The organism is Streptomyces sp. NPDC111802 (assembly GCF_055634335.1).
In genome coordinates this window covers 217,986-244,747 of the sequence record NZ_JBVKCZ010000002.1, presented here as the reverse complement: position 1 = coordinate 244,747, position 26,762 = coordinate 217,986, and the positions used below count along the sequence as shown (strand labels likewise).

Annotated in this window: 24 protein-coding genes; 10 read left to right on the top strand and 14 right to left on the bottom strand. The window is 71.6% G+C overall.

The annotated features are described in order from the left end of the window. Positions 1 to 24: 24 nt before the first annotated feature. On the bottom strand, positions 25 to 2,598 hold the full coding sequence (locus tag ACZ7NC_RS02770; protein WP_471484314.1) for an ABC transporter permease: 2,574 nt from the start codon (positions 2,596 to 2,598) through the stop codon (positions 25 to 27). A gap of 4 nt (positions 2,599 to 2,602) precedes the next feature. After that, a complete protein-coding gene (locus tag ACZ7NC_RS02765) occupies positions 2,603 to 3,451 on the bottom strand; it encodes an ABC transporter ATP-binding protein (RefSeq protein WP_471484313.1) in 849 nt (282 codons plus the stop codon). 210 nt (positions 3,452 to 3,661) lie between these two features. Here ACZ7NC_RS02765 and ACZ7NC_RS02760 point away from each other — a divergent pair, with 210 nt between their 5' ends. After that, the gene (locus ACZ7NC_RS02760; protein WP_471484311.1) at positions 3,662 to 3,901 is read left to right on the top strand and encodes a toxin-antitoxin system HicB family antitoxin; all 240 of its coding nucleotides are present in this window, start codon (positions 3,662 to 3,664) and stop codon (positions 3,899 to 3,901) included. Between the two features lie 4 nt (positions 3,902 to 3,905). After that, positions 3,906 to 4,280, top strand: coding sequence for a fic family toxin-antitoxin system, toxin component (locus ACZ7NC_RS02755; protein ID WP_471484483.1), 375 nt, complete (start codon positions 3,906 to 3,908; stop codon positions 4,278 to 4,280). Between the two features lie 276 nt (positions 4,281 to 4,556). Here the strand turns inward: ACZ7NC_RS02755 and ACZ7NC_RS02750 are convergent, their stop codons facing one another. Continuing rightward, positions 4,557 to 5,291 carry a class I SAM-dependent methyltransferase gene (locus ACZ7NC_RS02750; RefSeq protein WP_471484310.1) on the bottom strand — a complete coding sequence of 245 codons (735 nt, stop codon included), beginning with the start codon at positions 5,289 to 5,291 and terminating at the stop codon, positions 4,557 to 4,559. Positions 5,292 to 5,387: 96 nt separating this feature from the next. Continuing rightward, the gene (locus tag ACZ7NC_RS02745) at positions 5,388 to 6,074 is read right to left on the bottom strand and encodes an esterase/lipase family protein (RefSeq protein WP_471484308.1); all 687 of its coding nucleotides are present in this window, start codon (positions 6,072 to 6,074) and stop codon (positions 5,388 to 5,390) included. Between the two features lie 115 nt (positions 6,075 to 6,189). Between ACZ7NC_RS02745 and ACZ7NC_RS02740 the strand changes: the two genes are divergently transcribed. After that, positions 6,190 to 8,586 (top strand): helix-turn-helix transcriptional regulator, encoded by a 2,397-nt coding sequence (locus ACZ7NC_RS02740; RefSeq protein ID WP_471484307.1) that lies wholly within the window; start codon positions 6,190 to 6,192, stop codon positions 8,584 to 8,586. A 42-nt stretch (positions 8,587 to 8,628) separates the two neighbouring features. Here the strand turns inward: ACZ7NC_RS02740 and ACZ7NC_RS02735 are convergent, their stop codons facing one another. The 5 genes from ACZ7NC_RS02735 to ACZ7NC_RS02715 all read right to left on the bottom strand — a co-directional run bounded on the left by ACZ7NC_RS02735 (position 8,629) and on the right by ACZ7NC_RS02715 (position 14,050). Further along, positions 8,629 to 8,919 carry a hypothetical protein gene (locus ACZ7NC_RS02735; protein ID WP_471484305.1) on the bottom strand — a complete coding sequence of 97 codons (291 nt, stop codon included), beginning with the start codon at positions 8,917 to 8,919 and terminating at the stop codon, positions 8,629 to 8,631. Between the two features lie 214 nt (positions 8,920 to 9,133). Then, positions 9,134 to 10,672 (bottom strand): ABC transporter ATP-binding protein, encoded by a 1,539-nt coding sequence (locus ACZ7NC_RS02730; RefSeq protein WP_471484303.1) that lies wholly within the window; start codon positions 10,670 to 10,672, stop codon positions 9,134 to 9,136. Then, positions 10,669 to 11,517: an ABC transporter permease gene (locus ACZ7NC_RS02725; RefSeq protein WP_471484301.1), complete on the bottom strand. Its 849-nt coding sequence runs from the start codon at positions 11,515 to 11,517 to the stop codon at positions 10,669 to 10,671. The genes ACZ7NC_RS02730 and ACZ7NC_RS02725 overlap by 4 nt, the downstream gene beginning before the upstream one ends. Beyond that, positions 11,514 to 12,518 (bottom strand): ABC transporter permease, encoded by a 1,005-nt coding sequence (locus ACZ7NC_RS02720; RefSeq protein ID WP_471484299.1) that lies wholly within the window; start codon positions 12,516 to 12,518, stop codon positions 11,514 to 11,516. Before ACZ7NC_RS02720 ends, ACZ7NC_RS02725 begins: the two co-directional genes overlap by 4 nt. Further along, complete coding sequence (locus tag ACZ7NC_RS02715) at positions 12,503 to 14,050, bottom strand: ABC transporter substrate-binding protein (RefSeq protein ID WP_471484297.1); 1,548 nt, start codon at positions 14,048 to 14,050, stop codon at positions 12,503 to 12,505. Before ACZ7NC_RS02715 ends, ACZ7NC_RS02720 begins: the two co-directional genes overlap by 16 nt. A 321-nt stretch (positions 14,051 to 14,371) precedes the next feature. Here ACZ7NC_RS02715 and ACZ7NC_RS02710 point away from each other — a divergent pair, with 321 nt between their 5' ends. Genes ACZ7NC_RS02710 through ACZ7NC_RS02690 form a run of 5 tightly spaced genes read left to right on the top strand, consistent with a single transcriptional unit; the run spans position 14,372 to position 20,246 of the window. Further along, positions 14,372 to 15,364 (top strand): TauD/TfdA family dioxygenase, encoded by a 993-nt coding sequence (locus ACZ7NC_RS02710; RefSeq protein WP_471484295.1) that lies wholly within the window; start codon positions 14,372 to 14,374, stop codon positions 15,362 to 15,364. A 37-nt stretch (positions 15,365 to 15,401) separates the two neighbouring features. Then, positions 15,402 to 16,433 carry an ornithine cyclodeaminase family protein gene (locus tag ACZ7NC_RS02705; protein ID WP_471484293.1) on the top strand — a complete coding sequence of 344 codons (1,032 nt, stop codon included), beginning with the start codon at positions 15,402 to 15,404 and terminating at the stop codon, positions 16,431 to 16,433. Beyond that, positions 16,424 to 17,767, top strand: a complete 1,344-nt coding sequence (locus tag ACZ7NC_RS02700) for a type III PLP-dependent enzyme domain-containing protein (protein ID WP_471484291.1) — start codon at positions 16,424 to 16,426, stop codon at positions 17,765 to 17,767. Before ACZ7NC_RS02705 ends, ACZ7NC_RS02700 begins: the two co-directional genes overlap by 10 nt. Before the next feature lie 41 nt (positions 17,768 to 17,808). Continuing rightward, the gene (locus ACZ7NC_RS02695; protein WP_471484290.1) at positions 17,809 to 18,837 is read left to right on the top strand and encodes a cysteine synthase family protein; all 1,029 of its coding nucleotides are present in this window, start codon (positions 17,809 to 17,811) and stop codon (positions 18,835 to 18,837) included. 5 nt (positions 18,838 to 18,842) lie between these two features. Continuing rightward, positions 18,843 to 20,246, top strand: a complete 1,404-nt coding sequence (locus tag ACZ7NC_RS02690) for an MATE family efflux transporter (RefSeq protein WP_471484289.1) — start codon at positions 18,843 to 18,845, stop codon at positions 20,244 to 20,246. Between the two features lie 149 nt (positions 20,247 to 20,395). Here the strand turns inward: ACZ7NC_RS02690 and bioD are convergent, their stop codons facing one another. From bioD to bioB, 3 genes are read right to left on the bottom strand one after another with little or no spacing between them, the layout of a single operon-like run. Then, entirely contained in the window at positions 20,396 to 21,112 is a 717-nt protein-coding gene (gene bioD, locus ACZ7NC_RS02685) for a dethiobiotin synthase (RefSeq protein ID WP_471484287.1), read from the bottom strand. Between the two features lies 1 nt (position 21,113). Beyond that, positions 21,114 to 22,394: an adenosylmethionine--8-amino-7-oxononanoate transaminase gene (locus ACZ7NC_RS02680; protein ID WP_471484285.1), complete on the bottom strand. Its 1,281-nt coding sequence runs from the start codon at positions 22,392 to 22,394 to the stop codon at positions 21,114 to 21,116. Beyond that, positions 22,387 to 23,610, bottom strand: a complete 1,224-nt coding sequence (gene bioB / locus ACZ7NC_RS02675) for a biotin synthase BioB (protein ID WP_471484284.1) — start codon at positions 23,608 to 23,610, stop codon at positions 22,387 to 22,389. Before bioB ends, ACZ7NC_RS02680 begins: the two co-directional genes overlap by 8 nt. Positions 23,611 to 23,783: 173 nt before the next feature. Between bioB and ACZ7NC_RS02670 the strand changes: the two genes are divergently transcribed. Continuing rightward, positions 23,784 to 24,911: an 8-amino-7-oxononanoate synthase gene (locus ACZ7NC_RS02670; protein WP_471484283.1), complete on the top strand. Its 1,128-nt coding sequence runs from the start codon at positions 23,784 to 23,786 to the stop codon at positions 24,909 to 24,911. Between the two features lie 71 nt (positions 24,912 to 24,982). On the opposite strand, the gene ACZ7NC_RS02665 is transcribed toward ACZ7NC_RS02670, so the two are convergent. Continuing rightward, positions 24,983 to 25,210: a DUF397 domain-containing protein gene (locus ACZ7NC_RS02665; protein WP_471484282.1), complete on the bottom strand. Its 228-nt coding sequence runs from the start codon at positions 25,208 to 25,210 to the stop codon at positions 24,983 to 24,985. 9 nt (positions 25,211 to 25,219) lie between these two features. After that, on the bottom strand, positions 25,220 to 26,089 hold the full coding sequence (locus ACZ7NC_RS02660) for a helix-turn-helix domain-containing protein (RefSeq protein ID WP_471484281.1): 870 nt from the start codon (positions 26,087 to 26,089) through the stop codon (positions 25,220 to 25,222). Positions 26,090 to 26,302: 213 nt separating this feature from the next. Here ACZ7NC_RS02660 and ACZ7NC_RS02655 point away from each other — a divergent pair, with 213 nt between their 5' ends. Next, positions 26,303 to 26,761, top strand: coding sequence for an ATP-binding protein (locus tag ACZ7NC_RS02655; RefSeq protein WP_471484280.1), 459 nt, complete (start codon positions 26,303 to 26,305; stop codon positions 26,759 to 26,761). The last annotated feature ends 1 nt before the right edge of the window (position 26,762 follow it).

The following is a 26,762-nucleotide window of genomic DNA, read 5'->3' as shown; positions in this document are numbered from 1 at the left end:
ACTTGAGTACTCGCCGCGATTCCATCACTCGTGCGCGATGGCCGCCAGCACATTCATGCGCGATGCACGCAACGCCGGCAGCAGCGCCGCCACGACACCCACGACCGCCGAGCCGATCACCACCGCGACGATCGTGCCCCAGGGGATCGCCAGCGCCGTCATGCCCTGCAGCGCCAGCACCTGCTGGGTGCACACGCCCCACACCAGCCCCAGCGCGAGGCCCAGGACCGCCCCGAACACGGCGATCACCACCGACTCCAGCCGGATCATCCGGCGCAGCTGCCGCCGGGCCAGCCCGATGGCCCGCAGCAGCCCGATCTCCCGGGTGCGCTCCACGACCGACAGCGCGAGGGTGTTGACCACGCCGAGCACCGCGATGATGATCGCGAGCCCGAGCAGGGCGTACACGAGATAGAGCAGTACGGCGATCTGGTCGTGCACCAGGTCCTTGTAGTCGGCGATGTCGCGGACCTGCACCTGCGGATACGGGTCGAGCGTCTTCTCCAGGCCGGCCCGCAGGTCGTCCGCGTCGGTGCCGGAGGCAGCGTTGACGTACACGGCAGCGTCCTGCCCGCCCGGCGCGTACTTCTCCAGCGTGGCGAGGCCGAAGTAGATGCCGCCCTGGGCGCCGAACCCGTCGGCGGACTCCTGGTCGGTGAGGGCGCCCACCGTCAGCTCGGCCCGCCGGCCGCCCTGGAACTCGACGGGGACGGTGCTGCCGACCCGTACCCCGTGGTCCTCGGCGAAGTCCTTGTCCATGGCGAGGCGGCCGTCCGCGAGCGCGGCCGCGCTGTCGCCCTGGGCGTAGGTGATGTTGGCGGCCTTGTCGAGCTCGGGTTCGTAACCCGCCGCGGTCGTCTTCACCCGGTCGCCGTCCGGGAGCCGTACCGCGATCGTCGTGAACTGCGAGCGTACGACGAGCCCCACGCCCTCGGTGTCGCGGATCCGCTCGGTGATCTCCCGTGGGAAGGGGACGAAGTTGCCGTTCTGCACCACGAAGTCGGCGCCCAGCGTCTTGTCGATCTGCTGGTCGAACGACTTGGTCATCGAGGCGCTGGCCACCGACATCCCGCCGACCAGCGCGAGGCCCACCATCAGGGCGGCCGCGGTGGCTCCCGTGCGGCGCGGATTGCGCAGGGCGTTGCGCTGGCTCATCCGGCCGATCGAGCCGAACAGCGCCGGGAAGGTACCGCCGAGCACCCGGATCACGGGGCGTACCAGCAGCGGCCCCGCGATCACGGTCGCGATGAGCGTCAGCAGCACGCCGAGACCCAGCAGGGACGCCGCCGACGAGGTCTTCGACGCCGCCGCGCAGCCCCCGAGCGCCGCCGCACCGGCTGCCCCGACCAGCGAGCCCACCACAGCGCGCAGCCGCAGCGGGCGCCCGATGTCGGCGATCTCCGCGTCCGCGAGGGCCGCCATCGGCGAGACGCCCGCGGCCCGCCGGGCGGGGAGGTACGCCGCGACGAAGGTGACACCCAGGCCGACGACGTACGCGGTCACCGGCGTCCCCCAGCCGATGACCATCTCGGTCGTCCTGATGTTCATGCCCAGCAGACCCATCAGCTCGATGAGTCCGACGGCCAGCCCGATCCCGGCCGCGAGGCCCGCCGTCGAGCCGACCAGGCCGAGCAGCAGCGCCTCGGTGAGCACCGAGCGCCGCACCTGGCGCCGGTCGGCGCCGAGCGCCCGCAGCAGGCCCAGCTCGCGGGTGCGCTGCGCGATCAGCATGGAGAAGGTGTTGACGATCAGGAACACGCCGACGAGGACCGCGACCCCGGCGAAACCGAGCATCACGTACTTGATGATGTCGAGGAATCCGCCCAGCTGCTCGACGTCCGACTCGGCCTGCTCGTTCGCGGTGCGCAGCTCGTAGGTGCCGCTGTCGCCGCCGAGCGCGTCGGCCACGCGCTGCTTGAGCACCGGGTCGCTGACGCCCTCGGCGGCGTCCAGGGAGATGCCGGTGGCGCCCTTCGGGTCACCCAGCAGCTTCGTCCGCGCGGTCGGGGGGTCGAAGAAGACCAGTGCGGCGCCGGGGTTGGTGGTGGTGAAGGTGACGATGCCGACGACCTCGACCCGGAACGAGCCCTGCTGCCCGATCACCGTGAGGCGGTCACCGATCCGTACGTCCTTGTCGTCGGCGGTGTCCGCGTCGATCATGACCTGGCCGTCGCCCTTCGGGGCGTGGCCGGAGGTGAGCTCCACGGGGCTGCGCTCGGTCGGGTCCCAGGCGGTGCCGATCGTGGGGGCGCCCGTGGTCGGGCCCACCGACTCACGGTCCTCGTCGGCGACGGTGATGCCCTCCACGTCCACGTCGGCGCGGGCCGCCTCGACACCGTCGACCCGGGCGAGGCGGTCGGCGAGCGAGGCCGGGAGGGTCAGGATCTGTCCCGAGGGGATCCTCTCGTCGAGGGTCTCCTTGGGGGTGACGGTGACGTCGGCGGCGGTCGACGCGAAGAGCCGGTCGAAGGTGCGGCCGACGGTGTCCGAGAAGATCAGGCTGCCCGCGACGAACGCCACGGAGAGGATCACCGCCAGGGCGGACAGCAGCAGCCGCCCCTTGTGGGCGAGAAAGCTCCGCAGCGTCGCCTTCAGCACGGGGTCAGCTCTCCTCGGACGGCCCGGCGACCTGGTCGTCGAACTGGCCGCGGGTTCCGTCGAAGCCGGGGGTCTGGGGGTTTCCCCCGGCGAAGAGGCGCATCCGTTCCAGGACGGCCTCCGCGGTCGGCCGTTCCATCTCGTCCACGATCCGCCCGTCGCCCAGGAAGAGCACCAGATCGGAGTGGGCGGCGGCGCCCGGGTCGTGGGTGACCATGACGACGGTCTGCCGCAGCTCGTCGACGGCCTCGCGCAGGAAGCCGAGCACCTCCAGGCCCGCCCGTGAGTCGAGGTTGCCGGTCGGTTCGTCGGCGAAGATCAGCTCCGGCCGGGAGACGAGGGCGCGGGCGCAGGCGACCCGCTGCTGCTGACCGCCGGAGAGCTGCGAAGGCCGGTGCTTGAGCCGGTCCCGCAGCCCGAGCGTGTCGATGACCTGGTCCAGCCACTTCTCGTCCGGCTTCTTGCCGGCGATGTCCATGGGCAGGGTGATGTTCTCGGCCGCGTTCAGGGTCGGGATGAGGTTGAACGACTGGAACATGAACCCGATCCGGTCCCGCCGCAGCCGGGTCAGCTCGCGCTCCTTCAGCCCGGTGATCTCGGTGTCGCCCAGCCACACCTGTCCCGCCGAGACATTGTCGAGGCCGGCCAGGCAGTGCATCAGCGTGGACTTCCCCGAGCCCGACGGCCCCATGACCGCCGTGAAGCGGCCGCGCGCGATGTCCACGTCCACCGAGTCGAGGGCCAGCACCGTCGTCTCGCCCGAGCCGTACGCCTTGGTCAGCCCTCGGGCGCGGGCGGCAATCCCGTCGGCCGAGGCCGGCCCCGGGACGTGCTGGGCAGCTGCTGTGGACAAGACCGCCTCCTCACGGACGTAACGACTCTCGTCCCCGCCGAGGGTAATGTGATCCACCCCACAGCTGTATCCCCCCAAGGTCCTGGTCGGTCTCCACCCCAGGTCGGGCCCCTGATATCGGTGTAAGGGGCACCCTCAGCTCCTGGGGTGGCACCGGCTCCTGGGGCGGCGCCCTTGCCGGTGCTAGCACTCCCGCGCTAGCTTTACAGTATGGCGAAGACCCAGCTGAACGTGAGAGTGGACGAGGGCACGGCCCGCGCCGCCCGCGAGCGCGCCCTGGCCCGAGGGATGAGCGTCAACCGCTACATCGAGGAACTGGTCAAGCAGGACACCGGAGAGGTCGGCCATACGTTCGTGGAGGCCGCCGCCGATTTCATGAAGCAGTACGAGTCGGTGTTCGTCGAGGAGTTCGGCGCCGACCGTGAGGGCACGCGCGAAGGTCGCCGCTGATCCGTTGAGCTATCTGAACATCGACCTCGCCTGGCTGCTGATGCTCGCCGAGAAGAGGACGCCGGGGGACCCCCAGGTGACCGACTGGGGAGCCCTCGTCGCCGCCGTCGCACGCCATGAAGCCGAGATCTTCGACGTCCCCGTCTACGACAGCCCGCAGGCCCGAGCCGCCGCCCTGCTCCAACTGCTCCTCCACGTCCCCGCGTTGGAGCGCTCCAACGCCCTGTTCGCCTCCGCGGTCGCCTACGCCTACCTCGTCGCCAGCGGCCTGAAGGTCGTCACGTCGCCCGAGCAGGTGCGCGACCTGGCCCGGCTGGTGAAGAGCGGCGAGGCCACGGTGTCCGACATCGCGCGGGAACTGCGGCAGTGGAGCCTGTGAGGGCGGGCCGGTGCCGTGGCTGCTTGCTGACCGGCGCGTGACCACTCGCTGACCGGCGCCGGTGGGTGCTTGCTGGCCGGGGGCCGGTGGCTGCTTGGTGACCGGTGCCGGTGGCTGCTCGCTGACCGGCGCGTGATTACTCGCCGACTGGTGCCGTGACTATGCGCCGACCGGTCCCGACGGCTGATCGCCGACCGGCGCCGGTGGCTGCTCGCTGATCGGTGCCGGTGGCTGCTCGCTGACCGGCGCGTGATTACTCGCCGACCGGTGCCGTGACTATTCGCCGACCGGTCCCGACGGCTGATCGCCGACCGCTGCCGGTGGCTGATCGCCGACCGGCGGTCGCCACGCCGTACCCAGCACGCAGTACGACGAGGGGAGCGCCGGACCGTTCTCCGGCATCATCAGCCGCCGGACGGGGCCGAGTTCGAAGCCTGCCCCACGCAGCGACCCGAGCGGGTCCCGGGAGACATGGCAGCCGCCGCTCAGCAGCGGCCACACCGTGCGGTCCAGCGCGCGCTGCGTGAGGAGCATCCCGCGCCCGCCGCCCCGGCCGTGCTCGAAGAACCGCACGACACCGCCGGGCCGCAGCACCCGCCGTACCTCGGCGAGCGCCCGCGGCACGTCCCGCACGCTGCACATCACCAGCGACAGCACCACCGCGTCGAAGGCCTCGCTCTTGACCGGCAGCGCCTCCGCCGCGCCCGGCACCACGTCCACGGGCACCTCGGCGCGCCGCGCGGACTCCACCGCCAACTGCCGCAGCAGGCGCTCCGGTTCGATGGCGACGACCTCGGAGACCGCGCTCGGATAGTGGGCGAAGTTCAGGCCGTTTCCGGCGCCGATCTCGATCACCCGACCGGACAGCCCGGCCAGCATCCGGTCGCGGATGCCGGCCATGCCCATCCTGGTCTCGGCGTTGACGCTCATCCGGGCGTAGAAACGGGCGAACAGCGGGTGGTGCACGGCATCCCGTGACACCTTGCCGGAGCCGGCGGACCGCAGGGCCATGGGGACCTCCCGGGCAGGACAGGACTCACCCTGATTGTCCCCCTCGGGAGGCCCGCGCACCCCCGCTGCGGCGTGCCTGTCGTTTTCCGGCCCGGCTCAGCCGATGAAGTCCCGGACCTGCTCGTACACACCGTGATCGTTGTTCATGGCGGTGTGCGAGACACAGCCGACCTCGACGTTCGTCGCGCCGCTCAGGATGGCGGTGGTGTCGGGCGTGAGCGCGTCGTCGCAGTTCGACCAGTAGCTGGCGTACGACACACCGCCCGGGGTCTCGTCGCCGGAGTTCAGGGCGGTCAGGAACGAGCTGCCGGTGTTCATCTCCGCGCAGGAGGTGTACAGCCACGCGCACCACGAGGCGGTGGAGGTGCCGTGATTGACGCCGGCCGTCGAGACGAAGTCGTCCACGTACGAGGTCCCGCCGAGGTCCTTGAGGTAGTAGCGGGAGTTGAGCGCTCCCATGGAGTGGACGACCACGTCGACCTTGGAGGCGCCGGTCCGGGCGAGCACGTTTCTGATCTCGGTCGCGAGCTGCTGGGCGGTCGTGGCGTTCGACTGGGTCCAGTCGTACGACCAGGCGTCCAGCTCGGAGGAGCTGTAGCCGTCGGCCTCGAAGTAGCCGACCCAGTCGTCCCAGCTGCTCGCCGAGCTGCTGAGGCCGTGTACGAAGACGACCGGGTCGTGGCTCGCGGCGTGCGCGGGTGTGGGGGAGAGGGACAGTGACAGAAGGAGCGAGGTCGCCACCGCCGAGACGGCCGTGGCGATGCGACGCGTGGGGCGCTGCATGATGCCTCCTGAAACGGGTGGGGTCGTCAGGAGTGTCGAGCCGGGTCTACGCGCGCCGCATCGGCGAAGTCGCCGGTCTTTACGATTCAAGTAACCCGCCAGTAACGTCATTTGTGTGGTGACTCCGGTGAACCCCCCACCTCTTGACCGCACTTCGCCACCGCCGCGCCAGGAAGCGTGGTCACAGCTGGCCTCCACCCTTCCCGAAGGCGTCCGCGTACGCGTGCTGCGTGCGGTGTACGGCGATCCGCGCGCCGCCGCCGAACTGGTCCCGCGCCTCACCGCCCGCCAAGCGTCGGGCGCCGACCCGCTGCCCACCCAGCCGGCCGAGCTGGCCCCGGCCCTGCTGCGCGAACGCCGGGCGGAGACACGGGAGTTGCCGGACGACACCCGCCTGCTTCTGCTCCTTGCCGCGGCCGACCAGTACCCGGTCCCGACCGACGCCTTCCTGCGCGCCGTCATGGCCGCCCGCCTCGACACCCGGTCCCTGGACGCCGCCGAGGCGGCCGGGGTCGCGCATGCCGGGGCGGGCGGGGTCGTGTTCCGCGACGCGTGGACGCGGATCGCGGCCTACGAGACGGGCTCACCGGCCGACCGCCGCGACGTCCACCGTCTGCTGGCCCGCGTGCTGAGCGGCGAGGGCGAGACACCGTGGCGTTCCTGGCACCGGGGTGCCGGGGCGGTCGGCCCCAGCGGACGGCTGGCCGCGGAACTCGGCGCCGCCGCGGGGAAGGCCGCCGGCGCGGGACGGCTGTCGGTGGCACGGGTCCTGGCGGAACGGGCCGCCGCGCTGTGCCCCGACCCGTCCGGGCAGGCCCGCCTGGTGATCCGTGCGGCTGGGTACGCCTGGCGGTCGGGCGACGGGGATCGGGCGCGGAGGCTGGCGGCGGACGTGGCCGACGACGCGTTGAGCGGGGTGCTGGCCCTGCGGGCGGGGAACGCCACGGAGGCGTTCGACGCGCTGGTGACGGGGGTGGTGCGCGGGGGTTCGCGCCCGACGGTCGGCGGCACGAAGGGGGGTCTGCGGGCGGGAGCAGCTGCCGGTGCCGCGATCGTGAACCCTGGCTGCTCGGCAGCGGACGCGGATACGGAGGAAGCGGATACGGATACGGATACTCGAGCGTGGTCGTCAGAGGCCGCGTCAGTCACCGCCGTCACCACCCCTGCCGCCGCCCTGACGGCCTCGGCCGCCCCCGACGTCGCCACCCATCTCCTCGCCCGCGCCACCGAAGCCGCCATCTACACGGGAGACGTCCGCCGCCTGCGTGAGGCCGCCCGGGTCGCCGATCGGCTGGGTGTCGCGCAGCCCGGCACGCTGAGCGGGCTCGTGGCCGTCTTCGACGGACGGTACGAGGACGCGCGCGAGCTGCTGAAGGCGGCCGCCGGGCGGTGCGGTCCGGGTGGTGATCCCACCGTCCTGATCCACGCCGCCATCGCCGCCCTGCTCCTCGGCGATCACACCCGCGCGGCCACGGCCACCGTCCGCGCCGCGGCCTCCGCCCGGGCGCGGGGCACCCCGGTGACCGTGCCGCAGGCGATGGAGTTCCGCGCGTACGCCGACTTCTGGTCGGGACGTCCACGGGCCGGCGAGGCAGCCGCGAGCGACGCGCTGTGGCAGGCCCACGCCACGGGGCAGGACAACGGCGCCTGCCATCTGCAAGCGGCCCTCGCCATGTTCGCGGCGCTCACCGCGGACGCCGACGTCTGCCGCGAACGCGCCACGACCGCACGGTCGTACGCCCTGGCCCACGGCCTGGGTCTGCCCGCCGCCCTCGCCCAGTGGGCGCTCGCCTTCCTCGATCTGAGCAGCGGCCGTTTCGCCGACGCGGCGGCCCGGCTGCGGGCCCTCGCCGGATTCGGCCCCGGCCACGGCCACCGGGCCATCCGCCATCTGGCCACCCCGCACTACGTCGAGGCCGCAGTCCGCACCGGCGACACCAGGGTCGCCCGAGTGGCACACGCCGACTACGACCGCTGGGCCGACACTGTGCGCAGCCCCGACGACCTGGCCCTGAGCGCCCGCTGCCGCGCCCTGCTCGCCCCCGGCGCGGAAGCCGTGGACCACTACCGCGCGGCACTCGACCTGCACTCCCACGGCACCCGCGACTTCGAACGCGCCCGCACGGAGCTGCTGTTCGGCGGCGCCCTGCGCCGACTGCGCTGCCGTACGGAGGCCCGCGACCGTCTGCACAGCGCCCTGGAGGCATTCGACTCCTTCGGCGCCCCGCACTGCGCGGCCCAGGCCCGCACCGAGCTGCGCGCTCTCGGCGCACCTGCCTCACCGGGCCCCAACGCGGCGAGGTACCCCACGACCCGCCTCACGGCCCAGCAACTCCTGGTCGCCCGTATGGCCGCCGAGGGCGCCACCAACCGCGAGATCGCCGCCCGCCTCGCCCTCAGCCCACGCACCATCGACCACCACCTGCGCGGCGTCTTCACCCGCCTGGGGATCCGCTCCCGCATCGAACTGGTGCGAATCGTCGCCGAGGGCGACGAGAACGAGCCCGTCTAGCGCCGAGAGCCCGATCGACCGCGTCGATCACGTAAGAACCCGTCAGCACCAAGCCGAGGGTCCACTGAGCGATGTCCGGTCCGTGGGCCGGCGCGAGGGTCTGACGGTTCTGACCACGGTTGTGTCGATCGTCGGGATCAGCAACTCGCCCCCGGCCACGCCCATGATCGCCGCGACCACCCCGATGCCGAAGCCGGCCACGACTTCGCAAGGCACCTCAGCCCAGAGCGGCAGCGCGAGCGTCCCCAGCGTGGTGGTGTGCGTGGCCAGCAGCACTGCGGCCATGAGCACCATCAATGCCGCCAGCACCTTGTAGAGGCTGGAGCTGCGCATGCGCACCCCAGGACGCACCTGCCCATGCGCCCGCCAGACTCCCGGCCAGCAGGTTGATCGCGACAGCCCAGTGTGCGGCCACCTCGGAGGCCGGGACCGCTGCCAGGCGGGCGGCAGCGCGACTAGGACCACGACCAGGCTCATCGCCTTGTTAAGGATCACCGCTGAGAGCGCTTGCGCCGGTGGGCGGATCCGATCAGTTCCTGTGGCTCCCTCAGCCACTGAGCGGGATTCCCGTGGCGAGTGCGGTGGTGACGGGGTGGGACGGTGAAGTGAACAGCCGTGCGGTGGGTCCCGACTCGACCACATGCCCCTCGGACATCACGACCAGGTTGTCCGTCCGGTCGGCGACGAGGCGCAGGTCGTGGCTGACCAGGACCAGGGACAGGCCGCGACGGGCGCGGAGCTCGGTGAGCAGGTCCATCACGGCGAGCGCGGTGTCCCCGTCGAGGGCTGAGGTGACCTCGTCGCAGATCAGTACATCGGGGTCGGTTGCCAGAGCGCGGGCTATGGCGACGCGTTGGCGCTGGCCGCCGGACAGTTCGTGGGGGTAGCGGTCGACGAAGGCGGCGGGCAGGCCGACTTGGTCCAGGAGTTCCAGGACGCGGTCGGGGACCTCGGCCCGACCGGCCCGGCGGTGCAGCAGGAGCGGGCGGCGCAGGGTGGCCCCGACGGCGCGGCTGGGGTTGAGGGTGCCCAGCGGATCCTGGGGCACGAGTTGGAGGCGGCGGCGCTGCTCGCGGGAGCGGCCGTGTGCGCTGGGGGCGAGACAGGTGCCGTCCAGGCTGACGGCGCCGGCGGTGGGGCGGTGCAGGCCGACGAGGGTACGCAGCAGCGTCGTCTTGCCCGATCCGGAGGCTCCGACGATGCCGAGGGTGGTTCCGGCGGCGAGGGTGAGGTCGATGCCGTGCAGCACGGGGACGCGGCGGCCACGGTGGAGGTGGGCGGCGTGCAGGCCGGACACCGTAAGCGTGGAAGGGCCGTTGTGCGGTGTGGGCACCGGATCGCCCGGGACGGGTGCTGGGCCGGCCGCCGCCCGCATGCGTGAGCCAGTCAGGTCAACGATGTCGTCGGCGAGCCGGGTGACCAGGTCGGGGTCGTGGCAGGACAGACCGATCGCTATTCGGTGGCTCTCGGCGAGGTGGCGCAGTAGGTCGGCGATCTCGTCGCGCAGCGCCGGGTCGAGTCCTGCCGTGGGCTCGTCGAGGAGGAGGACGGCGGGGCGGCGGGCCAGGGCCCGGGCGAGCGCCACTCGCCGCTGCTGGCCGCCCGACAGCCCACCGATGCGACGGTCCGGCAGACCGCTGTCGGTGGGCAGCCGGACTTCGGCGAGCTGCGCCCGGATTGCCTCGGGGCCCCCGTCGACGGCGACTTCGGCGAGCAGGCGGCGTACCTTCATGCGCGGATTGAGGGCGGAGCCCGGGTCCTGGCCGACGTACGCGAGGCGGTGCCGGCGCAGGGTGCGCAGGGCGGGAGCGGGCAGGGTCAGGGGGTCCTGACCGAGCACAGTGATGCTTCCTGCGGTGCGCTCGGTCCCCAGGGGCAGGGTGCCCGTCACGGCTCGCAGCAGTGTGGTCTTGCCGCAGCCGGAGGGGCCGACGACGGCGGTGATGCGGCCGGGCGCCAGCTCCAGGTCGGCCCCGTCCAGCAGGATGCGGCCGTTCGGAGCGGTGACGGTGAGCCCCGAGATCCGTACCGTGTTCGCCCCCTCCGCCGCGTGGCTGTCGGAGTACCAGTCGGGCATGTGGTTCACAGTGCGGGCACCGCCTTCCGGCCGGTTGCGGGGACGAGGGCGGCGGCCGCCAGATTGACGGTCATGGCGAGCAGGCCGATGGCGATGCTGGGGCCGAGGACGGCCCACGGATTGAGGACGATGCCACCGGAATTCTCCCGGATCATCAACGCCCAGTCGGCGGCGGGAGGTTGAGGGCCGACCTGGAGGAAGCCGGCGGTCGCGACCAGGTAGACGGCGGCGACGAACCGCAGCCCGAACAGCGCGAGCAGCGTGGCCCGCAGGTTGGGCAGCACCTCCCGGACCACGAGGTACCACAGGCGTTCGCCGCCGACGGCCGCTGCCTCCACGTATCCGGAGGCCGCCACGGGCGCGGCCGCGCCGGCGACCAGGCGCACCGCGTACGGGACGCCCAGGACAACGGACGCGGTGACGACGGCGAGCCGTCCGCCGTCCGGCCAGGACAGGGTGACCAGGAGGATGCCGAGCACGGCGGGCAGCAGCATCAGCACGTCGGCGGTGCGTTCGACGATGCGTCCGACGGCGGGGCGCAGGGCACTGACCGCGCCGAGCACGGCGGCCAGCGCCGTGACGAGGACGGCGACGAGCAGCGACGTGACGACGAGTTCGCGCCCTCCGGCGAGTACGCGGCTGAGTACATCCCGGCCCAACTGGTCGCCGCCCAGCGGCGCGTCGCCGCCGGGTTCCGCGTACGGCGCGGCGACCGGGGCGTCGATGGCGTGCGGGGCGAGCCACGGACCGGCCAGGGCGAGCGCGGTGAGCAGCAGGGCGGGCAGCACGCGCAGGGCGACGCGGCGGCGGGCCTGGCGCACGACTGGATCCGGTTTTACGACGGTCGTGGTCATGTCCGGCCTCCCGAGGCCCAGGAGCGTACGAGGTCGGCGAGCAGCAGGACGCCGGTGATGACGGCTCCGGTGACGGCGACGACCCCGGCGATGACCGGGCTGTCCCGGTCGGCGACCGCGCCGGCGAGGACGGAGCCGATGCCGGGGTAGTTGAAGATGGTCTCCACCACGACGGCGCCGCCCAACAGCATGCCGGTGGAGGTGGCGATGCCGGCCGCGATGGTGGGCAGGGCGCCGGGCAGCAGGTGGTGGGTGAGGATCCGGTGCCTTGGCAGTCCGTCGAGGACGGCGGTCTCGATGTGCGGGGCCTTGGCCTCGTCGGCGAGGGCGGCCCGCACGATGCGGGTGTTCCAGCCGATCTGCGGGATGGCCAGGGCGAGGACGGGTAGCACGAGCATCTGCCAGGAGGCGGGGGCGCCGTCGGCGTCGGTGAGAGTGACGGCGGGCAGCCAGTCCGTCCACAGCGCGAAGACCAGGACGAGGGCGACGGCGACGACGAACTCGGGCAGCGCGAGGATGCCGGTGGCGCTCGCCGACACGGCCCGGTCCAGTGGGCCGCCCGGCCTGGCCGCCGCCCAGCAGCCGAGCGCGACCGAGGCGACGAGGGTCACCAGCAGCGCGAGCCCGCCGAGCAGCAGCGTGTTGGGGAACGGGCGGGAGAGCAGGTCTGCGACTGGTTCCCCGCGGGCGGAGGTGCCCAAGTCGCCGGTGGGCAGTCCGGTCATCCACTCCCAGAACCGTTCCGCCACCGGCCGGTCCAGGCCCAGCAGATGGCGTCGCTGGGCGAGATCCGCCGCGCTCTCCCCGCGCTCGGAGGTGGCGTTGGCCGCGTCACCCGGAAGCAGCTCGACGGCGGCGAAGACGGCGGCGAGCAGCACGGCCAGCAGCAGCATCCGGCGGGCGAGCACACCGGCGGCGTACAGCGCCGTACGCATCACAGCCGGAACCGGCCGCGGCCCCAAGGCCGCGGCCGGTTCACCCTGGGTCAGCGAGCCAGCCATGAAGTCTCAAGCTGGACGCGCCCATAGCCGGGCAGGGTGGGCAGGTTGCGCACGGCCGCGCCCGCGAGGTCGATGCCGTCGGCCATGCCCCACAGCAGGTAACCGGACTCGTCGTACTCGATCTGCTGCAGCTCGTGGAGGACCTTGACGCGGGCCGCCGCGTCCTTGGTCGCCATCGCCTTCTTGTACGCGGCGTCGAACTCCTTGTTCTTCCAACCGGCCTCGTTCTGCCCGGAGTCGGACACCATGGTCTTGCTCGCGAAGAACACCACGGAGTCGTTGGTGCCCCAGTAGGTGGTGTACAGGTCGCCCTTGAGCCAGGTCTTCTCCCAGAACGTGGCCGACTCCTGCTTGACCACCTCGACCTTGACCCCGGCCTCACGGACCTGGGAGGCGAACAGCGTCGCCGACTCGGCGAGACCCGCGATGTCCTCGGTGGTCAGCAGCTTGTACGTCTTCGACGTGTCGAAGCCGGCTTCCTTCAGCAGCTGCTTGGCCTTGGCCAGGTCGCGCCCCCGCTGCGGGATGTCCTTGGCAAAGGCGGGGTCGCCGGTGCCGAGGATGTCGTTGGCGACGGTGCCGTAGCCGGACAGCACCTGCTTGACCATGGCCTCACGGTCGACGGCCAGGCGCAGCGCCTCGCGTACCTTCGCGTCCGCGAACGGTCCGTCGGTGGTGCGCATGACGATCGGCATCGCCATGTCGTTGGGGCGGCGCACGACCTGGATGTCCTCGCGCTTCTCGGCCGTACGGGCCGCCACCGCACCGACGTTGGAGGCCACGTCGATCTGCCCGGCGAGCAGCGCGTTGGCCATCGCCTGGGGGCTCTCGAAGATCTTCACCTCGATGGCGTCGAGGTACACCTCCCCGCCGTACCAGTCCTCGTTGCGGACCAGGCGGGCGTTGCCGGAGCGGAACCAGTCCAGCTTGAACGGGCCGGTGCCCGGCGCCTTGCCGAGGTCCTTGTCCGCCGTGTCCTTCTTCAGCACGAACGTCGTCAGGCGCGTCAGCTGCGGCAGTTCGGCGTTGGCGTAGTCGGAGACCAGGACCACGGTGTCGTCGCCCTCGGCCTTGATGTTCTCCGGCTTGATGCCCGGCAGACGGGACGCGCCGGAAGGGGTGTCGCGCAGTCGCTTCAGCGACCAGACGACATCCTCGGCGGTGACCGGCGTGCCGTCGTGGAACTTCGCTCCCTTCGCGAGGGTGAAGCGCCAGGTCTTCAGGTCGTCGGACGCCTGCCAGCTCGCGGCGAGGCGGGGAACGGTGTTCGGCTTGGTGCCGGGGACGGTGAGGGTGTCGTGGACCAGCGAGATGACCAGGTAGTCGCTCTCGTTGGCCTGGGTGCCGTGCGGGTCACGGGTGATGGCCGAAGCCCGGCCCAGCGCACCGACCCGGAGGGTGCCACCGCGCCGGGGCTTCTCGTTCGCCGGTGACTTGGCCGAGGTCTCGTCACCGCCGCCGCAGGCGGCCAGCAGCACGGCCGCACCTATCCCGCCGCCGGCCCACAGCACTTGACGCCTGTTCACGTTCACGTACGACCTCGTTCCAGTCACATGGGACAGATTGCTTAGGTGTGCCTACCCTAAGAAAATCCCTGTGCGCAAGATAAACATGGGCCCTTCCTCTTGATCCGTCGGGGCGTCAATCGGCGCACAGGCGCGCGCATCGGCGCACGTGAGGCGGGCAGTCCACAAGAGAAGCACGCCGATCCAGTAAGGGTTGCCTAACCTAACTGCGGCTGATACGTTTCCGGCGCGATCACCCAGCCGACCCACAGGAAATGCACAGGTCGGCGTTCCGAGCTCCGCCTGCACCCCGCACCCGCACCCGCACCCGAAAGGGATGTCTGCGCCATGCCCACGGGAGCCGCACCCGTACGGCAGCTCGATCCGCACGCCGTCGACGAGCTGACCGACATCGCCCACAAGATCCTTGCCGAGTTCGGCAGTTCGGCCGCGCGGCCCGAGCTGCTCCGCCGGGTGGCGACCGCCGCCACCCGCCTCGATGGAACGATTCTTCAAGCCTGTCGCCCGGTCGACACCGACGACGGCCTCTACGTCCTGCGCGGCCTGTCCGTCGAAGACGACGCAATCGGCCCCACGCCCGGCAGTTGGGCCACCGCCGGAGACCGCGCCGCCGCCTGGGACGTGATCCTGCTGCTGCTCGCCACGGCCATGGGCCACCCGATCGCCTGGGACGGCCAGCAGGAAGGCCGGTTCGTGCACAACATCGTGCCCTCGCCCGGCCACGAGGTGGAGCAGACCGGCGCGAGCAGCACCGTACTGCTCAGCCCGCACACCGAGGACGCCTTCCACCCCGGCCGCGCCCATCTGCTGCTGCTCGCCTGCATGCGCAACCACGACGCCGTCGCCACCACTGCCGCCGGCATCCGCAAGGTCCGCCTCAGCCCGGAGGACGTCGCCCTGCTGTCCCGCCCGGTGCTGCCGATCCTCCCCGACGACGCCTACGCCGAAGCCCAGTCCTTCACGGGCGAGGAGCCGCCGAAGGTCCCCGCCCTGTGGCAGACCGAGAACGGCCCGACGCTGCGCTACGACCCCGCCTACACCCCGCTCGACGAGGCCCCCGCCGACTACCGCGCCGCCTACGACCGGCTGACCGCCGAACTGGAACGCGTCTCGGTCGCCGTCTCCCTCGATCCTGGCGACGTCCTGGTCGTCGACAACGACCTCGTCGTGCACGGCCGGGTGCCGTTCAAGGCCCGCTACGACGGCACCGACCGCTGGCTCAAGCGCGCCTCGGTCCGCGTCCCCGGTCGCCGCAGCCGCCCCCTCGCCGAGGCGGACGAACACGGCTACGGGCAGGCCGCGCTCGTGGCCCTCGTCTGATCTCCCGTCAGTATCCCCTCAATCCGAAGGGAAAGCCGTGACCGGCACTTCCGCACGCACGGACAACGCCCCGGACGACATATCCGCAGACGACAAGACCCTGCGCATCCTCAGCACCAGCGACATCGCCGGCATCGAGATAGCACTCAAAGACGTGGTCGACGTCGTCGAGCAGGCGTACCGCACCCTGGCCGACGGCAAGTCGGCCAACCCGCGCAAGCTCACCGTCAAGCCCGACGACGGCCACTCCGTCTCGTACGCCATGCTCGGCCGCGACGGGGTCCGCGAGGTCGTCGCGATCAAGACGTCGTACAAGCACGGGTTGGACAAGTCCCGCGACGAGCAGCACTACTACACGACCCTCACCGTGTACGACGACGTCACCGGACTACCGGTGGCGATGATGGACTGCGGCCGCATCGGCTCGCTGCGCACCCCGGCCGTCTCGGCACTGCTGGCCCGCGAGTGCGCCGCGCCCGACAGCCGCGGCGCACTCGTCATCGGCACCGGAACGCAAGGCCGTCTCGCGCTGCCCTTCCTGCTCACCACACTGCCGGACCTGGACCGCCTCATGGTCTACGGCACCCACCCCGACGGTCTCGCCGCCGTCCGCGAACGGCTCCACCACTACTTCCCCGACCGGGAGGTGGAGGTGGTGGACGACGTACGGGCCGCCGCGGCGGACGCCGACGTGGTGGTCGCCACCGCCGGACAGCACACGCCCGCCGCCGTCGAGGCCGCCGACCTCAAGCCGGGCGCGCTGTCGATCCTGGTCGGCCACGGGATCGCCCCCTCGACCCTGCACCAAGCGGAACGGGTCATCGCGACCAGCGAGGCGCAGATGAAGGTCACCGGCACCGACATGGCCGACGTGGACGGCAACTTCCCTCCCGTGGACGCGGAGTTCCCCGAGGTTTTGGCGGGCCGAGCCGAGGGCCGGCGCGCGGGGGACGAGCAGATCTTCGCGTACAACAGCGGCCTGGTCGTCACCGACATCGCGCTCGGCCACCGGTTCGCCCAACTCGCCATCGAGCAGGGGCTGGGAACGCGGGTTTCGCTGTGGCAGTGACCGACACAACGGCCGCCCCGCCCGTGCCGGCCCACCCGGATCCACAGCTCGACGCGATCCTGGCCGGCTCGCTTCCGCACGAGCTGTCGTACGCGATCGGCGGCCCCTTCCATCTGCTGCTGCCCGACCGTTTCGACGCCAACGCCGCCGCCTTCACGGCGGTCCTCGACGAGTTCGGCGTCGAGGGGCGCGTGTACTACGCGAAGAAGGCGAACAAGGCCGCCGCATGGATCGAGCGATGCGCACTGTCCGGGACGGGCGTCGACGTGGCCAGCGCCGGCGAGCTGCAGGACGCGCTCGGGCACGGCGTACGGGGCGAGCACATCGTGGTCACCGGGCCCGCCAAGGCGGACGCCCTGCTGCGCGTCGCCGTCCTGCAGGGCTGCCTGATCGCCGTGGACGCCCTAGACGAACTGGACCGGGTCAACGCGGTGGCACGGTCTGTCGGCCGCCCGGCTCGCGTGCTGCTGCGGCGGCTTCCGCCTGCCCAGCCGCACAGCCGATTCGGGCTGGACGACGGAGAGTTGGAGACGGCTCTCGTGCGGTGCCGGGACGCCGGGATCGTGATGGAGGGCTTCTCCTTCCACCTCTCCGGCTATGACCCGGCGATGCGTGCGGAACTGGCTGCCGAACTTGTCGACCTGTGCCTCAAGGCGAGGACGCTGGGCCTGCGCGCCGACCGGATCAGTATCGGCGGCGGGTTCGCCGTCGACTACACGGACGCCGAGCACTGGGAACGCTTCCTGGGCGACCAGCGGCCCGAGCACTATCACGCGGGCAAGTCCTTCGACGCGGCCGACTTCTACCCGTACCACTCGCCGGTGGCCGGCCCCGACGCCCTGCGCGCGGTCCTCGCCACGGACGGTCTCGCCGGGCAACTGTGCGAGGCGGGCGTGACGCTGCTCCTCGAACCCGGCCGTGCGCTGCTGGACCGGGCCGGCTGCACGGTCTTCCGCGTCCAGGGCGTCAAGGACCGCTCCGGCTACGGCATCGTCACCGTGGACGGCAGCAGTCTCAGCCTGTCCGAGCAGTGGTTCAACAGCGAGTACCTGCCGGATCCGGCTCTGTTGCCTGCCCACGAATCTCCGGGTGAGCCGTACGCCGCCTGCGTCGGCGGTGCCAGCTGCCTGGAGTCCGACATGATCACCTGGCGCAAGGTGCGGTTCCCCACCCGCCCGTCCCCCGGTGACCTGCTGGTCTACCCCAACACCGCCGGCTACCAGATGGACTCCAACGAGTCCCCCTTCCACGAGCTTCCGCTTCCCCCGAAGGTCGTCCTCGACACCGCCGGCGGCACGACCCGCTGGCGACTCGACCGCCATCCACTCGCCTGACCCCCTCCCCTCGAACTCCCCTCGCACACAGGAGCCATCCGATGGACAAGGCGCTCTCGCGTCCCCACGTGGTCGGCCGGGTCTCCGACCTCATAGGTCACACCCCGCTCTTCGAGCTGTGCCGCACCGACACCGGAAGCCGACTGCTGCTCAAACTCGAGCAGTTCAACCCGACCGGCACCGCGAAGATCCGCATGGCCCGGCAGATGGTCCTCGACGCCGAGGAACGCGGCCTGCTGCGCCCCGGCGGCCGGATCGTCGAGTCCACCTCCGGCAACACCGGCCTCGGTCTCGCCGTGATCGCGGCCGAGCGCGGCTACACCTTCACCGCGGTCGTCGACCACCATGCCGCCGCTGACAAACTGCGCGGCATGAAGGCGCTCGGCGCCGAACTCATCTACGTCGCCTCGGAGGGCGACGAGGAGCTGGCCACGGCCGCCCGCGAGGAGTTCGCCGAGAAGCTGGCGGCCGAGAGCGACAACGCCTACTTCACCGAGCAGCACAACAACCCGGCCAACGGCGACGGTTACCGGCCCGTGGCACATGAACTCGACGCCGCCCTGGACGGCCGTATCGACATCCTGATAGGCGCCGTGGGAACCGGCGGCGGGCTCTTCGGGACCGGAGGCGAGCTGCGCAGGACCGTGCCGGGGGTGCGGATCGTCGGAGTCGAGCCCAAGGGGTCGATCGCCTTCGGGCCACCCGCCCACGACTACTACCAGTCCGGCACGGGCACCCCCGAGGGCGCCACCATCGGCGCCATGGTCGACTACGACCTGCTGGACGAGGGCGCCAAGGTCGGCGACATCGAGGCGTTCGCCACCGCGCGGGTGCTGGCCCGCCGTATCGGCCTGCTCATCGGCGGCTCCGCGGGCGGGGTGGTGTACGAGGCCCTGACCCGGATGACCTCGCTCGCGCCCGGTACGACTATGGTCGCGCTGATCAACGACGGTGGCGAGAAGTACATGGACACCGTCTTCAACGACGACTGGATGAACGCCCGAAACCTCGTCGCCCCCGACATCGAACGCGAGGTCGACGAGCTGCTGACCAAACTCCGCGAGAACTGACACCGATGCCGACACCGCTCACCACACTGCTCCAGGACAGCCGCGCCCTGGCGACCCTGGCCGTACCGCTCGCCCTGACCCAGCTCGCCCAAGTCGCCCTCACCACCACCGACACGGTGATGATGGGCCTGATGGGCGCCGAGGCGCTGGCCGGCGGCGGCCTGGCGATGGTCATCTTCAACCAGCTGCGCACCATGGGCGTCGGCCTTGTCACCGCCGTCGGCAACCAGGTGTCCGCCGCCTCCGCCCGCGCCGAGGAGGACGAGGAGCTTTCCGAGGAGGCGCGGGAGGAGGTCCGGGACGTGGTCCGTGCTGCACTGGCGCTGGCCACCCTGGCCGGTGTCGTCGGCGCCCTCGTCATCCTGCTGATCGGCCGGGCCGTCGCCTACCTCGGGCAGGACCCGGACGTCGTCGACACGGCCTGGCCGCTGCTGCTCGCGCTCGCTCCCGGACTGATTCCCTGCCTCTGGTTCCAGGCGATACGTCAGTTCACCGTGGGCATGCGCCGCCCGCAGGCCCTGCTCCAGATCACCATCGCCTCGGTGGCCGTCAACGTGGCACTCAACTGGGGCCTGATCCACGGCACCTGGATCCTGCCGGAGCTGGGCCTGCCGGGCATCGGCCTCGCCACGACGCTGGTGTACGCCCTCACCTGCGTGGCCCTGTACGCCTCGGCCCGCCGTGACCCCCGGCTCGCCCCGCTGCTGGACGTCCGGATCTGGAAGGCCCGCCGGCCCACCCTGCGCCGCCTGACCGGTCTGGGCGTGCCGATCGCCGCCACCTACGGCTCCGAAGCGGGCTTCTTCTCCGTGGTCGCCCTGCTGATCGGCACCTTCGGCAGCGCCGCGCTGGCCGCGCACACCGCCGTCAACCAACTGATCTACATCGTCTTCCAGATCGCCGTCGGCCTGTCGCACGCGGCATCCCTCAACGTCAGCCGCGAACTCGCCCTGGACCGGATCGACGCGGCCCGGCGCATCAAGAACACGGCACTGGCGTGCGCGGCGGCGGTGATGGCCGTGGTCGGCGTCGTCTACCTCACCGTCCCCGGCCTGGTGCTGCGCCCGTTCCTCGACCCGACGGCCGCCGACGGGAACAGCGCGACCGATATCGCCACGAACCTCCTGCTGGTCGCAGCCGTCCTGCAGTTCTTCGACTGCACCCAGAACATCGGCGTGGGCCTGCTGCGCGGCTTGGACGACACCAAGAGCGGCTTCCGCATCACCCTGGTCGGCTACTGGCTGATCGGCCTGCCCGCCGCCTGGCTCTTCGGGCACCTCGCCGGCCTGGAGACCGTCGGCGTCTGGCTCGGCCTGCTCACCGGCCTCGCCGCCACCGCCCTGCTCCTGTTGCGCCGCTACGGCCGGGCCCTGTCCCTGCGGGCGCCCGCGCAACCGGCCGTCGCCTGACAGCTCGCCGCTTACTGACCCTGCGGGCTGCTTCCGATCCCAGTCGGGTTCGTAACCTCGCGCCTCGCAGGCGGCGCATCCAGGATCGTTGTGGCAGGGGACGTCTTACCCATGCAGACAGCCCGGCGACGTCACCGGTGTGCCGTGCCTCAGGGCGCCTCCCGCCCCCGGAACCCCTCCGCGTCCCACGCCCCGAACAACCTCGGTGCCAGCCAGCCCCGCGCCGCGGCACGGAAGTCGGCCGGCGTCAGCGCCCCTGCCCCCGCCGGCACCGCGCCCAGCAGCGGTGCCCCCGCCACCTCCGGCAGGTCCGCCACATTGCAGCGCGACGCCAGATCCGGTGCCTCGGGCCAGCTGCCGATCACCACGCCCAGCAGGTCCAGCCGCCGGCCGCGCAGTTCACGCGCCGTCAGCTCCGTCGTGTTCAGCGTGCCGAGGCCCGCCGACGCCACCACCAGCACCGGCGCCGCCATCAGCTCGGCCGCGTCCGCCAGCGTGCCGCCCGTCTCGTCGAAGCGGACGAGTAGACCGCCCGCCCCCTCCACCAGCACCAGGTCGTGCTCGGTGGCAAGCTTGGCGGCGGCGTCCGCGATCCCATGCGGACGGACCGGCGTCAGATCGGCCCGGCGCGCCGCCGTCGCCGGGGCCAACGGGTCGGGATAGCGGGCGAGTTCGGCCGTCGTCACCGAGCCGGCGAGCCGCGCGACCTCCTGCGCGTCCCCGCTCTCGTCCGGCCCCACGCCCGTCTGCGCGGCCTTCAGCACGGCCACCGACCGGCCCGCCGCCACCGCCGCCGCGGCGACCGCGGCGGTCGTGACCGTCTTGCCGACCTCCGTGCCCGTGCCCGTGATCACCAGTACCGGCATGTCAGCCCTCCCGTGCCGCCGCGCACACCGCGCGGGCGATCCGGGCCACGTCCGCGTCGCCCGTGACGTACGGCGGCATCGTGTAGATGAGGTCGCGGAAGGGCCGTAGCCATACGCCCTCGCGTACGGCGGCTGCGGTCGCCGCCCGCATGTCCACGGCGTGGTCCAGCTGGACCACGCCGATCGCGCCGAGGACCCGTACGTCCCGTACGCCAGGAATGTCCGACGCCGGGGCCAGCCCCTCCCGCAACCCCGCCTCGATCCGCTTGACCTCGGCCAGCCAGTCCTGGCCCAGCAGCAGCTCGATCGAGGCACAGGCGACGGCGGCGGCCAGCGGGTTGCCCATGAAGGTCGGGCCGTGGGCGAGCACCGGTACCTCGCCCCGGGAGATGCCGTCGGCCACGCGAGCGGTGCACAAGGTGGCGGCCATCGTCATATAGCCGCCGGTCAGCGCCTTGCCCACGCACATCACATCCGGCGTCACCGCGGCGTGCTCCGCCGCGAACAGCGCGCCCGTGCGTCCGAATCCGGTCGCGATCTCGTCGAACACCAGCAGCACGTCGTGCGCGTCGCAGGCCTCGCGCAGCACCCGCAGATACGCGGGGGAGTGGAACCGCATCCCGCCCGCGCCCTGGACGACCGGCTCGACGATCACCGCCGCCAGTTCGTGCGCGTGCCGCTCGATCAGGGAGCGCAGCCGGTCGGCGTACGCCTCCTCGTACTCGGCAGGCGGCGGGTCCGCGAACACCTGGCGCTGGAGCACCCCGGTCCACAGCTCGTGCATCCCGCCCTCGGGGTCGCACACCGACATCGGCTGCCAGGTGTCGCCGTGGTAGCCGCCGCGCCAGGTCAGCAGCCGCTGCTTCTCGGGGCGGCCGAGCGAACGCCAGTACTGCAGGCACATCTTGACCGCGACCTCGACCGACACCGACCCGGAGTCGGCGAGGAACACATGCTCCAGGCCGTCGGGCGACATGTCGACAAGGAGCTTCGCCAGCCGTACGGCGGGCTCGTGCGTGAGCCCGCCGAACATCACATGGCTCATGCGCGCCAGCTGCTCGCGCGCGGCCTCGTTGAGCACCGGGTGGTTGTAGCCGTGGATGGCCGACCACCAGGACGACATGCCGTCGACCAACTCGCCGACATCATCCGCGAGCTGCAGCCGTACTCCGCTCGCCGACTCCACCACGAGCGGCTCCGCCAGGCCCGGCATGGGCCCGTACGGATGCCACACGTGCCGCCGGTCGAGCTCCAGCAGTTCGGGCACGCTCAGGTCAGGCATTGGGCGCGAGGTCCGTTCCGGCGCCCCGGCGGCGTACGGCGACCAGGTCGGTGCGCGGCTCGTTGGCCGGCGCGGCGGCAGCGGCCGTACCGCACACGCCGCCCCCCTCGTGCGACCCGCAGCCCGCGCTCTCGTGCGACCCGCACCCGGCGCTCTCCTGGGATCCGCAGCCCGCGCTCTCGTGCGAGCCGCAGCCGCCCCCGGCCGTCGCCGCCCGGTGCTCCGGCAGTGTCACCTCGTCGGTGCCCTCCACCTCGAAGCCGGCGTCGGCGATCATCTCCAGGTCGGCCTTGCCGGCCTGGCCCTCGCTGGTGAGGTAGTCGCCGAGGAAGATCGAGTTGGCCAGGTGCAGGGCGAGCGGCTGCATCGTGCGCAGATGGACCTCACGGCCGCCCGCGATGCGCACCTCGACGTCCGGGCACACGAACCGCACCATCGCCAGGATGCGCAGGCACCGCTGCGGGGTGAGGTTCCACTCCTTGCCCAGCGGGGTTCCCTCGAACGGGATCAGGAAGTTCACCGGCACGGAGTCGGGGTCCAGCTCGCGCAGCGAGTACACGACGTCGACCAGGTCCTCGTCGCTCTCGCCCATGCCCGCGATGAGGCCGGAGCAGGCGGAGAGGCCGGCCGCGTGCGCCTTCTGCACGGTGTCGACACGGTCGGCGTAGGTGTGCGTGGTCGTGATGTCCGAGTAGGTGCCCTCGGAGGTGTTGAGGTTGTGGTTGTACGCGTCCGCGCCGGCCTCGCGCAGCCGCTCGGCCTGGCCGTCGGACAGCAGACCGAGACAGGCGCATACCTCGACGCCCTCGTTCCGGTCCTTGATCGCCTTGATGGTGTCGGAGACCCGGTCCACGTCACGGTCGGTCGGGCCGCGCCCGGACGCCACCAGACACACCCGCTTGGCGCCACCCGCCAATCCGGCGGCCGCGGCCTCGGAGGCCTCGTCCGGCTTCAGCCAGGTGTACTTCAGGATGCCGGCGGTGGAGCCGAGCCGCTGCGAACAGTAGGAACAGTCCTCCGGGCACAGGCCCGACTTGAGGTTGACGAGATAGTTGAGTTTCACCCGTCGGCCGAACCAGTGGCGGCGTACCTTTCCGGCCGCGGCCACCACATCGAGCAGGTCGTCGTCGGAAGTGGCGAGGACGGCCAGCGCCTCCTCGCGGGTCGGCAGCTCGCGCCGAAGCCCCTTGTCCACCAGCGTGTTCAGCAGGTCCATGGAAGCTGATCCTGACGTACGGAGGGCCCCCGAGCCAAGGTGAGTTTGCACAACCCTGTCACTTCGATGTGTGGGTATTGCCACACCGTGGGCGGGCGGCTGTCCGGCTAGGGTCTGTGCACTGCCTACAAACGCGACGTCTGGCGCGCTGCCCACCAAAGCCCGGAGGAACCATGGCGTTCGGCTGGATCGACGAGCAGGCGGAGCAGCGCCGGCGCGCCGGACTCGTGCGGACGCTGCGCCCCCGACCCGCCGACTCGCCGCTCCTGGACCTCGCGAGCAACGACTATCTGGGCCTGGCCAGCCACCCCGAGATCACCGAGGGAGCGGGGCGGGCCGCCCGGACCTGGGGCGGCGGTGCGACCGGTTCCCGGCTCGTGACGGGCACGACGGAGCTGCACGCCGAGCTGGAGCGCGAGCTGGCCGACTTCTGCGGCTTCGAGGCGGCGCTGGTCTTCTCCTCCGGCTACGCGGCCAACCTCGCCGCGGTCACCGCGCTGGCGCCGCACGGCTCGCTGATCGTCTCGGACGCCGGGAACCACGCCTCGCTGATCGACGGCTGCCGGCTGGCGCGCGGCACCACACAGGTCGTCGCGCACTCCGCCCCGGACGCCGTGCGCAAGGCGCTCCAGACGCACGACGGCCCCGCCGTGGTCGTGTCCGACACCGTCTTCTCGGTCGACGGCGACGCCGCGCCGCTGGGCGGGTTCGCCGCGGCGTGCCGGGACCACGGCGCCGGGCTGGTGGTCGACGACGCCCACGGTCTCGGCGTGCTGGGCGACGGCGGCCGCGGCGCCCCGTACGCGGCGGGGCTCGCGGGCGCCGGTGACGTCGTCGTGACGGTCACGCTGTCCAAGTCGCTCGGCAGCCAGGGCGGTGCCGTCCTCGGCCCCGCCCGGGTGATCGACCACCTGGTCAACGCGGCCCGGACGTTCATCTTCGACACGGGCCTCGCCCCGGCGTCGGCGGGCGCGGCCCTGGCGGCACTGCGGTTGCTGCGGCGGGAGCCCGAGCGGGCGGAACGGGCGCGGACGGTGGCACGCGAACTCCACGCACGTCTGACCGCCGCGGGGCTGGAAGCGGTACGACCGGACGCCGCGGTCGTCTCGGTGCGGGCGCCGTCCCCGGAGGGGGCCGTCGGCTGGGCGGCCGACTGCCGGGCGGCGGGCCTCGCCGTGGGCTGTTTCCGACCTCCCTCCGTCCCCGACGGCATCTCACGGCTGAGGCTGACCGCCCGCGCGGACCTCTCCGAGGGGCAGATCGAACGCGCTGTACGAGTGATCGGCGAGACACGACCATGAGTCGGCGTGACACGGCCCTGTTCTCGCGTCTGGTGAAACCGATCAGATTCGGTCAGAGGTGATCGGGATCGTCAGGACTGGAAAGCGGCCGTGAAGCCCGCCCAGCTCTCGGGGGAGAAGAGCAGCGCGGGTCCGGCAGGGGCCTTGGAGTCGCGCACGGCGAGCAGTCCGGTCCAGGGACCGGTGTTCGGCCGTGCCGTCTCGACACAGTTGTTCGCGCCCGTGCTGTAGCTGCTGCGCAGCCAGCGCACACCGGGCAGTTCTGCACCTGAGGGCATGTTCCGAGGCCTTGCGGTCATGGTGCCTCCTTACGCGCCGCCACCTAGCGCGGCGATGTAATCCAGCGATTCCTGGGGTGAAAGGGCGTGGATCCGAAGGGCGTTGAAGGCCTCCGTGTAGGCCTGGAGGTCTTCTTTCCGTTCGAGATAGAGGCTACTCGTCAAGTGGTCGAGAACAACCACATCCAGATCAGAAGTGCTCGAAAATGAGAAGATAACGAAAGGCCCGGTGATGCCGATATGCTCACCGGCCTTGAACGGCAGGACCTGGAGGCTGACTTGGGGCAGCCGCGCCGCCTCCATCAGCCGCCTCAACTGCCGCGTCATCACCTCGGGCCCGCCGATCTCCCGGTGCAGCACCGCCTCGTCGAGCACCGCGCTCAGCGCCAGCGGCGGATCCGCCCGCAGCACGTCCTGCCTGGCCAGCCGCACGGCGACCAGCGCGTCGAGACGGTCGTCGGCATCCGGGTCGAGCCCGCCCACCGCGGCCCGGGTCACCGCGCGGGCGTACTCGGGCGTCTGCAACAGCCCCGGCACCACGGACGTCTCCAGCGTGCGCATCGCGCTCGCCTGGGACTCCAGGCTGATGAAGTCCCGATACGTCGGCGGCAGTACTCCGCGGTACGCGTGCCACCAGTGATGCCGGCCGTCCCCGTCGTCGGACCCCGCCAACATCAGCAGCATCTCGCGCAGTTGGGCATCCCGTACGCCGTAGACGTCGAGCAGTAACCGCACATCGGCCGGTTTCACCCCGCTGGCGCCGGTCTCGATCCGGCTCACCTTGGACTGGTGCCAGCCCACCAGCCGGGCCGCCTCACCGCTGGTGAGCCCCGCCCCGGTGCGCAACGCACGCAGTTCTGCGCCCAGTTTTCGGCGGCGCACCGCGGGACCGTGCTGCATGGGCAACTCCTTACTCCAACCGAGCCGCCCAAATTGGGTCTGCCGTCGCAGAGTTCACCGCTTCGAGCGACAGATATATGCACATCTTGGTGGATCGCCACCCGTGACGGGCGCGGTAATGGCAGTCTGGCGACGAAGCACCAGTCCGGGACCGTACTCGAACCATCCGCTCCGTGTCGGACTGCGGTCCCGTGGGAAAGGGACGACGTCGCCATGGCAGATCACCTGGAAGCATCCGTCACTCTGCCGAGCGATCCCGCCTCGGTCTCCGCGGCCCGGGGCTATGTGCTCACCACCCTCGCGGAATGGGGTCTGCCACCGGATACGGAAGTGGCCGACACCATCCGCCTGATCGTCTCCGAACTCACCACCAACGCCGTACAGCACACCCTCGGACAGTCACCCACCTTCACGGTGGACCTCGTGCTCGACCGTGACGAACACCTGCGCATCGGCGTCACCGACAGCCATCCGCGCTTCCCCAAGCGGCTACCGGCCGCCGTGCAGCAGGACAACGGACGGGGCATGGTGATCATCCGCTGGCTGACCGCGGAGTGCGGCGGCAAGATGAGAGTGCGCCCGACCCGCGAGGGCGGCAAGACCGTCTCCATCGAACTTCCCTGGACGGTGCCCGCCGCACCGGTCGGCGCCGCGGGACCGCAGGAGCCGTAAC